This is a genomic window from Limnobacter olei (assembly GCF_029087225.1).
In the GTDB taxonomy this organism is placed as follows: domain Bacteria; phylum Pseudomonadota; class Gammaproteobacteria; order Burkholderiales; family Burkholderiaceae_B; genus Limnobacter; species Limnobacter olei.
The window spans coordinates 14,563-26,769 of the sequence record NZ_JARFJD010000003.1; the positions used below are offsets into that span (position 1 = coordinate 14,563).

The following is a 12,207-nucleotide window of genomic DNA, read 5'->3' on the forward strand; positions in this document are numbered from 1 at the left end:
CAAGGCCTTGCTTAAGTTTTTATTTGGCCCTTGACGCCGCTGCTATGCGGCGATTCAGGTCAGCAGAAGGGATGGCGCCGCTAACACGAGTGCCATCCTGGAAAAATACGGTTGGCGTACCTGATACGCCCATTCCCCGACCCAAGCTGACCAGATCTTCAATGGGTGGATTGCAATTGCCATTTCCAGTAGGAGATTGGTCTTTCAGCATCCAGTCATCCCACATCTTGGACTTGTCACTGGCGCACATTACCTTTTGCGCTTTGTCGACGGAATCGCGGCCCAGGACCGGATATACGTAGGTGTACACAGTGGTGTCTTGTAACTTGCTCAAGGTTTCCTTGCGAAAACGTTTGCAATAGCCACAGTTGGGATCTTCAAACACGGCAATTTTCCGGCTGCCAGTCCCGTAAACAGATTTCAAGGCCAAACCCAATGGAAGATCTTTCTCGAAATTGATGGCATTGAGCTTGTCCAGCCTGGCTTCGGTCAAATTGGCCATGGACTTGCTTTCCATAAGCTCGCCCAAGATAAGATGGCTGCCACTGGCATTGGTGTAAATGATTTTCTTGGTGCCATTGTGATTCACCACCACCTCAAACAAACCATCGATAAACTCGATGTCGCTGACCGATACCACCTTGACACCGGATGCCCCCAAAGACTCATTCACAGCTGCGGTAATGCGCTCAACCTGCGACTTGCTTGCCGCCGCCTGCACAGGCTGAACTGATTGGGACAAGGCCCATGCGCCCGCTGACAAGGCAATTACAGAGAAAACAACAGCACCGCTGCGCTTGCGAAGGGACAAAGGTAAATTGAATTTCATAGGCCTGCTTGGATAAAAATGATGAATTGTAGTTAGGACACGCTTGAAGGCAATTTGTTCATTGCGCCAGGACTTTTCAGTTGCAGCTAGCGCATGGCTTGTTGGGACAACCAACGTTTAAGCATGGGCAATTGGTTGACAAGGTGCATGCCTTTGTTGCGCACCCAGGCAGCACCTGGCAGGTCGAGACGAAACAAGGTGTGCAGGCCATCGGTAAGAAAATGCACAGGCGTGCAAGCCGCTTTGCGACGACGCTCCCAGGCGCGCCATAATTGCTCGTCAGCAAGGCCCAGGCGCTGTACAGCCAGAAGGCGCTTACGTGAGGTGAGCAAATTGGCCAACTCGGCTGCATCCTCAAGCCCGAGGTTCAGACCTTGACCCGCCAGGGGGTGAATGACGTGAGCGGCATCACCCATCAATACAACGCCGTTGTCGAACCAAACCGGCGCAACACCATGCTTGAGCGGAAAGGCATAGGTTTTACCCACCAGCACCAGATCACCGTACAGCTCTTGAACCGCGCCGCCCGAGAGAGACTTCACACGATTGACCATGTCTGCCGGGCTGAGTTGCACCAACGCCTGAGATTGCGACAAGGGCATGGACCACACCATGGACACATGTGGCCCCGGCAGCGGCAACATGGCCAAGACGGAATCGCCTGCAAACCATTGGCGTGCAGCCCCGTGATGCGGCTTTTCAATGGCGAAGGTGGTCACCACGCCTTCAGCACTGTAGTCATCAAGCGCGAAATCGAGACCAGCCTGCTTGCGGGTTTGGCTTTGCGCGCCGTCCGCGGCGATCAGCAGGGGGACACGCACTGTTTTCAGGTTGGTCACCACAGCCCATCCCTCTTTTTCGCGGGAAAGGCCCTCTACTTTTGCATCAAGCCAATCAATGCCTGGCTGGTAGCGCATTGCGGAGAACAACACATCAAAGAGGCAACTTTGCTCAATAATCCAGGTGAGGTAGTCAACTCCCGTGTCACTCGCGTTAAAACGCAAATGGCCCTGCGCATCGCCGCTGGAATCGCCCCACACCTGCATCTCGGTGACGGGCTGCACTTTCTCGCTGGGAATGTTGTCCCATACCCTGAGCCGGTCGAGTACGCGTTGGCTTCGATGTGACAAGGCAAACACCCGGGGATCGAATCGCTGATCGGGATTGGGCTGAAACTGGGGTGGACGTGCCCCAACCACCAGTACTTTGAAACCAGAACTGGCCAATACCAGAGAAGCAACAAGCCCAACCACACCGCAACCAATAATGGCCACATCGTAGCTGGGCGTTTGTAGAGGCTGCATACTTGTAGAATTGCTCATGGGTCGGAAGGACTGGCTTTATTAATTATTGAACATGCTACAGCGATTTTGCATTTGTTGTTTGCGCAACGCCCAAGTTTCGGATAAACTTGCGGGCTTCGGTAGTGAACACCACCGAAAACGCGTGGCCGAGTAGCTCAGTCGGTAGAGCAGAGGATTGAAAATCCTTGTGTCGGCAGTTCGATTCTGTCCTCGGCCACCACCACCCAGTTCTCACATTCCTCCACAGTTCCATTCAATTCGCATCGAATTGCACGAGCAATTTGCCTCGGCCGTTTGGTTGCAACTTACAACCACAGTGTTACCTTTTGTGGACAAACTAAAACGACACCTTGGTCTTTCATTGTTGTGGTGCTATTAAGTACCTGATAATGGGCACACTCTAAAAATAATATGTATTGAGTCAGCTTTTGAACCTTGCCCACATATTGCCCAAATTGCTAAAGGCCGCGGCACTCTCCGCAGGCCTTGCGTTTGCCCATGGGCAAGCCATGGCGGTGGACTATTCGCTCAGTGGATTCGGCACCGTTCAATACACCTTGGGCGACAACGAACAGAAGTACTTACGATTCATCAACGAAGACGGCACCTTCAAAGTCAATTCGATTTTGGGTGCGCAGCTGGATGTCCAGTTATCAGAACAATTCAGCGCGACCGTGCAATACGTTGCCGCCCCGAAGCAGAGACGCGATGAGGGTATCGAGTTCGACAACCGCTGGGCATTCTTAAAATACAAACCCAACGACAACTGGCAATTTAAACTTGGGCGTCAGCGGCTAAATCTGTACTTAGATTCTGAAAACCTAAACGTCGGTCATACGTATGTACCCACTAACTTAAACCCTGAGTTGTATTACGATGCGGGTGTATTGGCCACCGACGGCTTCTCAGCGAATTACAGTTTTGAAGATGCTGCTGGACGGTACTGGAATCTACAGGCCATTACTGGCAAGCAGGACATCGTTCAGCGCCTCACGAACTTTAGAGGTGACTTCCCACAAAACTCTTTTGAGATCGATGGTATCTCGCTTGGCGTGGAGGGCGAAAACTACCGGATTCAAATCGCTCATCACGGAGTGGAAGTGGACCGACAAGTTTCGCAGTTCGATGGCCTTCCCGTTATTGACGGACGAATCGACATCTCTGGGCGACTGACAAATCTGGGCATCGAATATAGCTGGATTAATTACACCATTCGTACGGAATTTAGCCTAACCGAAATAGCGGCGACAGGCAGTGGCTTTTTAGCTCCCGGCACTCCGAGACAATTCGTTGTTGAACCCAAATATGAGGAACATGGTGCGAATCTCTTATTAATCCGCAAAGTGTTTGAAAAACACGCTGTATACGGCAGTTACGGGCGTTTTATCTCCGAATTTGACGATCAGTATTCATTTGCAGTGGGGGGAAAATACAACCTTAGCCCATCCGACTCGATCAAGCTTGAATTGCAGCATGTTGTCGAAAAAAGCAATAGACCGCAGTTGTCTGACAACCGCATTCCCAACACCACGTTCAATTTTCTGAGCGTGTCTTACAACTGGGTGTGGCAATGATTGCGCGCACTACCGGTTTTGTGAAAGCCGCTGCTTCAATCGGTTTGTATTTGATGTTGGGCGTTGTTGGCGCCGCCTCGGCTGAGGTGTATCTTGTAACTTCCGCAAACCATCCGGTAAACGAAATTGCAATTCGTGAACTTCGCAGCATTTACAAAGGACGCCTGAGCCAGGTGAATGGGCACAGCCTGAAGCCACTGAATGCAGCCCCAGGTACCGCCGATCGTGATGAGTTTTTACAGCGCATCATGAATTTGAACGAACTGGACTACACCGGCTACTGGCATGTACGCCGGTACACCGGCCAAGGCACACCACCGGCGGAAGTTGAGAACAAGGAGGAATTGTTCGCGACTCTGAAAGAGCAGCCCGACGGCATAGGCTACCTGTGGATGCCACCTGGTACAAAACCAAAGCTGCCCGAGGGTGTCAAGGTGATTCGCCTGAAGTGAGGCAAGAAAAACCTGCCCGGTTTGAGACCCCTTTATTCCCTGGTATAGCCTTTGCTCAAAGGTAGCCACCAAGTGAAACCAAACACCAAGGTTTTCAACACCACTTTGCCCACAGGCAGGTTCAGTGCGCGAAGGCGGTTAATGGCCAAGGGGATTTCAAGTATATGCGCCAGCAAAATAATGGCTGCGAAAAGGGTGAGAAACGGAACGTGAAAACCCAACAGCCCGACCAGTGGAACAATTAGCCAAAAAACCACCAAGCCCGCTTGCAAGCCGTACCAAACCCGTTGTTCGCCCATGAGTGTGCCCCACTTTTGTTGATGTAGGGGAAAGTGTAACTCAACGGGTCAGCACTGCCGTGTTAAAGCAATCCATGTTGTCGACTTGAACAACAACCTCGTTGACCCCCAAGCCCAACAGTTCGAGCAGTGAATCAAGCCGAGCCCCGAGTAAACTTAGTGCGACCTTGACTGGCGAATTGACATTAAGAACTGTCAACAAGGAACCAAGAAGACCCAATTCCGTGTTGATTTGATCAAGGAGATCTGGCAAACCCTGAGATGTCTCAAAAGAATATCTGGCCTCCAGAACAGGATCAGGGTAACCCTCAAAACGCTCTGAGGAAGAACTTTCAACTGTCAGTTGAGAATTAATTGGGGCTGGATCTCGACCTGGTACCAACACAACACCAAAGAGCCCGATCACAGAAGGCAAAGAAGGGAGATCCACAGAGACATTCACCGCGGAAGAGCGCATTTCAGCCACAACTGCCGAACTTGATTGGGGCAGTCTGCATTCAATATCACGTATGTCTACCTCCCCACCGCCAGCGGTCAAGACCACATCAACCACACCATTGATTTTTGTCGTCAATCGGATCTGTTCAGTGCGCGCTGTGGCCAAGATTTCACCATCACTGTCCCGCTTAACCGCAATAAATAGTTGTGGCGGCTCTATGACGCTGGCGCGTACAGTGTCACCAACATTAAGTTGAAGGGTATTTTGGGGTAACAAGCTTGCTGCAGACAATGTCGCTGCAAAAGCAAGGTTGCCCAAACGAACTGACGCCACTGGAGTATCGGCCTCTATCGCTTGATCTGCCGAAAAAATATCCCCCAATGAGAATTCCGTATTCAGCGCAGGATCATTCATGGAACCCAATCCGGGCCCGGGCAGACCAGCTACCGCCGCGGCTTGCGTCAATAATTGATTGACGGTTACAGATTCCGACAGTAAAGCGTCAAGATCAAGCCCCGAATCGCTACCAGGAACATTCAGATTTGAAGCAAGCTGCTGTAAATCAACCTGTAGGTCAGACTGTAACAAATTGGAAAACCCAACCAGATTAAGGGCAAGTTTCACCCCAATTTGCTGTAGCAACGGTGACAAAACCCCAGTATTCAAATTCACAGACAGCAAATTGGTGCCCACAATCCCGGAAATTAGGGGTGTAACGGTGGCCTCGGCCACGGCTACAACAGGCTCAGTTCCCAAAAAAGCAGCAGGTACATTGCGCACCAACCGAACCAACACGGAACGATCGCAGGCGCTGGCTGGCAGCAAAGTGTCGGTGCCCCGCACATTGCAATTGATCGAGAGGTTATCGGTACTGTCATCAAGACCATTGCGCCTTGCATAGTCGACAGCCGCGGTAAAACCCTGAGGAGCATTCGCAATATCGCTTGCGGCAGCCTTGGCAGCCAGGTCGGCAATGCGCTGCACCTCTTCTTTCTCCCAAACCACTTGCCCCAAACCCAACACAGCCAAAGCACCCACCGTCATCAGCATGATGAATACGGTAAGAATGGTCATGGCTCCGCGCTGGCGGGATGACACTGGAACAGACCTGGAAAATTGTGTTGACATGGTTAAGCTGCAAGCGCGAACAAGCTTGATTTTGCATGAAAAACCATCAATTTGATATCCGAAGCTGGCGGGAAATAAGCATTCAGATCGTGTTTTCAGTACAGGCTTATTTGCTGTCTTTGAGGAATTTGCCAAGAATTCGTTTGCTGGGTTTGAGGCGACCAACCAATGCTTTGGCCACACTGGCGATGATTTCCATGGGAGCAGCCAGCGGAGAGGTTTGCGCATGCGCGCCCAGTTCAATCAAAGTGGCGGCGTCAATAACACCTGTTTTGCCTTGAAGCAAAACAACACCCAATTCGGGATTGTTGGCCTTGATTTGGTGAAGCAGCGGGGATTGACTGGCTTGCTCCGCATCAATCAACATGACTTTTACTTCATATTGATGAATTGAGTTTTCCGCGAGCTGCAAGCCTGGGCAAGACAAGACACGCTCGAACTGATTGGATGCCGTTAATTGAGCTTCCAGCGCCAAGCGTGAGTCCTTGTTTGAATCGACGATGAGCACCGTAGTCATTGCCCCCTCCCTTTGATGTCTGGAAGTTATTTAGCAATTAAGGTGCCAGAAACACGACGATGAAAAGGCCCGTTTTGGTGCAGGCCCTGGTTTAGACCACGAGCTCAGGCCCTGCCAAGCATGGCCTTGATTTCCCGCCACAAACTGTCAATTTCCGCAGCCGATTTGGAATTCGGCGCGAATTCATTGACCGATTTACCCAAGCCGACACTGATCACGAAGTCGTTGCGCTCATGCACAATGGTGCGACAAATCTTGGCTGTGGCCTTGAGCTGTTCAAACACGATTTCCGGGGTGCTACTGAACACAGAAGCACCGTTGATGACCCAGGTTACCTTGCTACCAGCGTCTGATGCCCACTCTAGTGTGCTGCTTGCGCTGTGAATATCCAGCGGACTGGCCTTGGTTGGAATCAACACCAGGTCAGCATGCTCCATGGCGTCCTTGACCCATTTTTTATCCGTGGGGGGCATGTCAATAAACACATAGTCATAGCCCTCGTCCTCAAGCTCGGAAAGCGCAATCACGATGTCATTGAAACCCACCTTTCGTACATCTGGATAATCGGCCTCCCGCAGTGAATCCCAAAAGCGGCTGGAACCCTGGGGATCCAGATCAAGCAAGGCCACTTTTTTCTTGCCTTGCTGGCTGGCCAAAGCGGACAGATTCAAGGACAGCGTTGTTTTTCCAGCCCCGCCTTTGCGGCTGCTAATGATGATGGTTTTCATGGGTGGACATCCTGTGCAATAGGAAATTAAGGCAATATCGAGAATTTATTCTAACCTGCCTATGCAGTGGGGAAAAAGTTGTTCGATGCGGCTTGGCCGCAACGGCATTTGAATGCTTTGCCGGGTTTGCCACAACGGAATTTGATCAGTCAATAATTGGCTTCCCACCCAGCCATCTTGCCCACCCAGCAGCACAAAATAATTTTCGTCGGGATCGGAAAGGTCGGAGAGGTGCCGACTTTGAGAACCGTAGCTGGTCTCATCAAAACCCCGAATCAAGTTGTGTGCGTTTTTCATTAAGGTTTCCCGGGAACCCGCAGCAGGAAACGATTTCGAAGAAAACAACTTGCCCAGCAAAGGCACATGCCCAAGCACATGACGCAAGCGGATTTTGTGCAAATTACCCCAAAGTTGCCAATGCTGAGCCTTGCGGTTTGCCTCGTCCACACACAGCGACACAATTTTAGCCCGCTCCGCGTCGGTGAGATTTTCAAGGTCTTCCATCAAACAGGCTGACAGATAAGACCATTGATCCATGAGGCTGGGTGTTCGGCCCGCGTAGCGCAAAACTGACAGTTGCTTTACCAACGCAGCCAATAAAAATTCGAATTGAAGCGCGGCAAAACTGTCGGCGGTGTAAGCACCGCCCCACAAATCAATTGAATTGCACAACACAGCCTGTTCACTGTTGCGCAAGTAGGGGCGGCAAAACTCAGCCAGTTGACTGGACAATTGATCGGCTAGCGGTGAGGTCACATCCAGTTGCAGAGCCAATAGGGTTTGTGGAGTGAATCTTTTTTGAGTATTGAACAAAGCCCGTGCCCGCATGACGCGATCGTCGCCATTGAACAGAAACCCCAAGCCGGTTACCTCTGAAGGCCGGTTGTTGGCAGACACAATAAAACCGGCAGCCGGGTTGATCACACTGGGAAAATCGCGGGCACACACCTGCACCGACCAGTGTTCACTGGCCATGGACTCGGCCAATACCCAATCGTTTTCCGGGAAACCGGGCCGCTTGGGCAAGGTGGCTGCCAACACATGACCAATATTTCCAGCCGTATCAGCCCCCAGCACATTGAGCGGAGTGACGCCCACGCCATGCATGGCCTGCTGCAATTGTTCTACCTTCTGCGCCTGCATGCCCTGCAAAAAACTGGTGATTTCATCGGTCGGCCAGTGCCCTGCCCAACGCAAAGCCAGGTTGTCTTTGCCGCACAAACGCCCCAAAGCCGCGCAATCTGTAAGCACAGGGCCATGGGGGGAGAACCTGAGTTTTCGAGTTCGAGACCATGAAAAGCGGACCCGAATTTTTACCACCTGCTCGGCCGTATTGTGCAAGGTGCTGTCGTCCAGGCGCACCAGATCTGACGAAGCGGCACGCAAATTGGTGCCGCCCCAAGCCAGGTTTGGGTTTCTCCCAAGGCCCAGTATGGGCACGCCCGGAAACATCAAACCCACACACTGGTAAGTGGGCGTGCGCAGCCCCACCATCATCCACACATTGGGCAAGTGCTGACCCAAGTGGGGGTCGTTCACCATAAGCGGCTTGCCGCTTTGTGTGCGTGTGCCATGCACCACGATTGAATTGCTGCCAGAACGGGACAGGCTGTTCAGAAACTCGCCAATTTGCTGGGCTGTGCTGGGCCTGCCGGAATTCGGACTGTCGAAACTGGTGGACACCCCTGCCCCCACTCGGCGAAGCCGGTTCCACCATTCGATGAAGTCACCCGACAGGCGATGCTCAATCAGCGAGAAATAAATAGGCCAGTTCACATCGGCGCCCGCAAGCCGCCCAAACAGCAAAATATCCAAAGGGGTGTACGGTTCAAGTTGAATTCCCAAAAACTTTTCATCGACCCCACGCTTGCGCTGGGCTTGAACACAGTTCAACCCAGCCACAAAGCCTTCGACCCATTCCTGACTGCTTTTGGGCATATTGGACCAAATCTCAGGTGCGGCACGGCCAAAATTGAGCAAGCGAATCAGGTGGTCCATGTCGACAAAGCCACGCCCACCCATTTCAGACAGGCGGCCTTGAGCGAGGCGCTTCAGGAACTGCAACTGTGGACCGCGTTGAAACTCTGTGATTGTTCCCAGTGCGAAAGCACCATCGCGGTCCGAACCAGAAAAAACGTAGGGCACAAAAAATTCGTTGAATCGAATGAATGTGCCCGCAGGGAACGGCAAGCTTAAAGCCTTGAATTGTTGCAGCCGGTCTTCAAGTGTGTAGGTGGGATAGCGAACTGACAACCAGCCCATGGAGCTGGACAAGCGGGCAAGCCCCCGTGCAAGTTTGCGAAGCAGGGGGTTTTGGGAAGGACCAAGGGATTTGAGCAAAACAGGTCAGGCTGAGGGATTGAATACGGTCCTGAGGCAACCCTTAAGAGAGGCCGTAGGAAACCAGTTTCCCCAGGCGCTTCTGGAGTTTCTTCTGAAGGCGCTGTTGGCGAGCCGCTTTGAACTGCCCACCCAGCTTATTAACCCAAACCATGGCTTGGCGCATTGAACACACTCACATTGAATTGAAATCAATGCATGAGTGTGCTGCCCTCAGGTTTCAGGGATATGACAGAAAGGGCTTAAAGAAGATTACGCCACTTTCTTTTTGCGCTTTGCAGCGGCCGCCTCGATCTCAGTGTGCATGGCGACAAATTCCTGGCTAAGCTTGTGCGCGGGCATGAAATGAATCATCGGCTTGGCCGCCTCGTGGCTTTCACGAATTTTGACGGAAGAGGACAGGCAGGTGTTCAACACCGGGTGCCCCTCCTCCAGCAATTCAGCAACCAGTTTTTGCGGCAGGCTTGCGCGGGGCTGAAACTGGTTGACCACAATGCCCTCTACCTCAAGCGCAGGGTTGTGGTCGGCGCGTATTTCATTGAGCGCATCCATGAGGTTGTACAAGGCGCGACGAGAGAATTCATCACAATCGAAAGGAATGAGCACTGAATCAGCCGCAATAAGCGCAGAGCGCGAGAAGAAGTTCAAAGCGGGAGGCGTGTCGATATAAACACGGTCATATTGACCTTTTAGTTCATCGAGCGCTTCGCGCAGCTTGAAAATTTTGTAGCGTGATTCAAGCTTCACCTGTAGCTCTTCAAGTGCGGGGTGGCTACCCAGCAAATCAAGATTCTCATAGGGTGTTTCAACCACAAATTCGGTGCTTTTTTTGGGGCGAATTTTGAAGTTCAAGGCTTGATCGAAAAAATCGGCTAGGGAGTATTCAAGGGGCGCCGAACCGCGACCCATGATGTATTGGGTGCTGTTGCCTTGCGGATCAAGATCGATCAACAGGGTTTTCAAGCCACTGTTGGCCGAGATCGCCGCCAGGTTGCTGGTAATGGTGGATTTGCCAACCCCACCTTTTTGGTTGAAGACCACCCGACGCATGCGCAATTCCCCTTAGACGATTTTTTTCAATACTGTAACAACTTTTTCGAACACTTTGCCATAGGGAGCGCGCAGCAGGGGCGCCGCATTGAATCTGGATTGCTCCAGAACAGGTTTAAGCTGGGACATTGCGTTGAAACCCACCAAACCGTGATATGCACCCATGCCGCTGGCACCCACCCCACCAAAGGGCATGTGGTCGTTCAGCGCATGCCACATGGCATCGTTCACAGTAACACCGCCAGACACGGTTTGGCTTAGCACCAGATCTTTTTCAGCTTGCTTGCTGACAAACAGGTAAAGCGCGATCGCCCTTTCTTTGGTTTGAACCTGAGCAACTGCCTCTTCCAGGGTTCGATAGGCAAGAATGGGCAAAATGGAGCCAAACACTTCTTCTTGCATGACTCGCATGTCAGGGTTTGGGTTGACCACGAGCGTGAGAGGAAACTTCTTGGCCGAAGGCTCAAAGACCTCGTGGGCGGGGTTGATCTCGATGATTTCTGCCCCCTTTTTTCGGGCATCTTCGACCAGGTCGCGCAAACGTTCCATGTGCCTGGAGTTAATGACGCATGACACATCGGGGTTATTTCGAATGGTGGGGTACTGCTTGTGGGAAGCCCGCTTCACCTCAGAAATAAAACGCCTGAGCTGACTTTCATGCACCATGGCGTAATCGGGTGCAACACACACCTGCCCGGCATTGATCATTTTGCCGTGCGCAGCACATGCAGCGGCCTGCGCCACATTGCCGCTGGGCGCAACAATCAAAGGCGATTTTCCACCCATTTCAAGCGTAACAGGGGTGAGGTTTTCAGCCGCAGCCTTGGCCACCAAGCGCCCTACCCGTTGCGAGCCAGTGAAAAGCAGATGGTCAAATGGCAAACGAGAAAAAGCATCCGCGACAGTTTCATCGCCTTCAATTACCGCCACATGTTCTTCGCCAAAATTGCCTTCCAGCAAACGGGCCATCAACGCGGAAGTTCTTGGGCTGTACTCGCTGGGTTTGAGCATGCAGCAATTGCCCGCGGCCAGCGCTGAGGCCAAGCCCGCAAAGCTGAGATATACCGGAAAATTCCAGGGAGTGATAATGCCAATCACGCCCAGGGGCTGGGGTTTGATGTAAGAAACCGACGGGCGAAGTTGCAATGGCGTGGGCACTTTGCGTACCTTCATCCACAAACCCAGGTGCTTTCGGCTGTGCCGGACAGCAGACAGGCTGCTGACGATATCGAGCATGGTGGATTCATGCCGGGAACGATGGCCGAAATCTTCAGACATTGCATCGAGCAACTCCTCTTCATTGCGAAGAATGATTTCTTCAAGCAAATCCAGGTTGCTGATTCGTTCTTGTTTGGTGGGGTGGGGATTGGCCCGGTAGGATCGCTGTTGGCAATCGAACACATCCTGCAATCGTCCACTGACCAGTTGTAGGTTATCGACTCGATCCAACAATCCATTCTCCGTATCACTGAGATTCGATTGTGAGGGCGCTTACAGTTGTACACAACCCCCTCAAATGAACTGTGTAGAAATGAAAAAACGGGCCG

The 12,207-nt window shown here is 52.0% G+C and carries 11 protein-coding genes and 1 tRNA gene; 3 read left to right on the forward strand and 9 right to left on the reverse strand.

Annotated elements, in window-relative coordinates:
- Nucleotides 1-19: 19 nt before the first annotated feature.
- Nucleotides 20-829, reverse strand: coding sequence for a DsbC family protein (locus tag PY990_RS02815; RefSeq protein ID WP_275270307.1), 810 nt, complete (start codon nt 827-829; stop codon nt 20-22).
- Between the two features lie 86 nt (nt 830-915).
- Nucleotides 916-2,151: an FAD-dependent monooxygenase gene (locus tag PY990_RS02820; protein ID WP_275270308.1), complete on the reverse strand. Its 1,236-nt coding sequence runs from the start codon at nt 2,149-2,151 to the stop codon at nt 916-918.
- Between the two features lie 126 nt (nt 2,152-2,277).
- Here PY990_RS02820 and PY990_RS02825 point away from each other — a divergent pair.
- The 3 genes from PY990_RS02825 to PY990_RS02835 all read left to right on the forward strand — a co-directional run bounded on the left by PY990_RS02825 (nt 2,278) and on the right by PY990_RS02835 (nt 4,159).
- Nucleotides 2,278-2,353: transfer RNA gene (locus PY990_RS02825), tRNA-Phe, on the forward strand.
- Nucleotides 2,354-2,561: 208 nt separating this feature from the next.
- Nucleotides 2,562-3,707 (forward strand): hypothetical protein, encoded by a 1,146-nt coding sequence (locus PY990_RS02830; protein ID WP_275270309.1) that lies wholly within the window; start codon nt 2,562-2,564, stop codon nt 3,705-3,707.
- Nucleotides 3,704-4,159, forward strand: a complete 456-nt coding sequence (locus tag PY990_RS02835) for a hypothetical protein (protein ID WP_275270310.1) — start codon at nt 3,704-3,706, stop codon at nt 4,157-4,159. The genes PY990_RS02830 and PY990_RS02835 overlap by 4 nt, the downstream gene beginning before the upstream one ends.
- A gap of 32 nt (nt 4,160-4,191) precedes the next feature.
- Here PY990_RS02835 and PY990_RS02840 read toward each other — a convergent pair whose 3' ends face one another.
- The 7 genes from PY990_RS02840 to PY990_RS02870 all read right to left on the reverse strand — a co-directional run bounded on the left by PY990_RS02840 (nt 4,192) and on the right by PY990_RS02870 (nt 12,109).
- Nucleotides 4,192-4,458, reverse strand: coding sequence for a hypothetical protein (locus tag PY990_RS02840; protein ID WP_275270311.1), 267 nt, complete (start codon nt 4,456-4,458; stop codon nt 4,192-4,194).
- Nucleotides 4,459-4,498: 40 nt separating this feature from the next.
- Complete coding sequence (locus PY990_RS02845; protein ID WP_275270312.1) at nt 4,499-6,025, reverse strand: pilus assembly protein TadG-related protein; 1,527 nt, start codon at nt 6,023-6,025, stop codon at nt 4,499-4,501.
- A gap of 106 nt (nt 6,026-6,131) precedes the next feature.
- Nucleotides 6,132-6,542: a DNA-binding transcriptional response regulator gene (locus PY990_RS02850; RefSeq protein ID WP_105027315.1), complete on the reverse strand. Its 411-nt coding sequence runs from the start codon at nt 6,540-6,542 to the stop codon at nt 6,132-6,134.
- A 104-nt stretch (nt 6,543-6,646) separates the two neighbouring features.
- Nucleotides 6,647-7,270, reverse strand: coding sequence for a ParA family protein (locus PY990_RS02855; RefSeq protein WP_105027316.1), 624 nt, complete (start codon nt 7,268-7,270; stop codon nt 6,647-6,649).
- Between the two features lie 45 nt (nt 7,271-7,315).
- A complete protein-coding gene (locus PY990_RS02860; RefSeq protein ID WP_275270313.1) occupies nt 7,316-9,544 on the reverse strand; it encodes a penicillin acylase family protein in 2,229 nt (742 codons plus the stop codon).
- Nucleotides 9,545-9,862: 318 nt separating this feature from the next.
- Nucleotides 9,863-10,660: a ParA family protein gene (locus PY990_RS02865; RefSeq protein ID WP_275270314.1), complete on the reverse strand. Its 798-nt coding sequence runs from the start codon at nt 10,658-10,660 to the stop codon at nt 9,863-9,865.
- A gap of 12 nt (nt 10,661-10,672) precedes the next feature.
- On the reverse strand, nt 10,673-12,109 hold the full coding sequence (locus tag PY990_RS02870; RefSeq protein ID WP_275270315.1) for a coniferyl aldehyde dehydrogenase: 1,437 nt from the start codon (nt 12,107-12,109) through the stop codon (nt 10,673-10,675).
- Between the last annotated feature and the right edge of the window lie 98 nt (nt 12,110-12,207).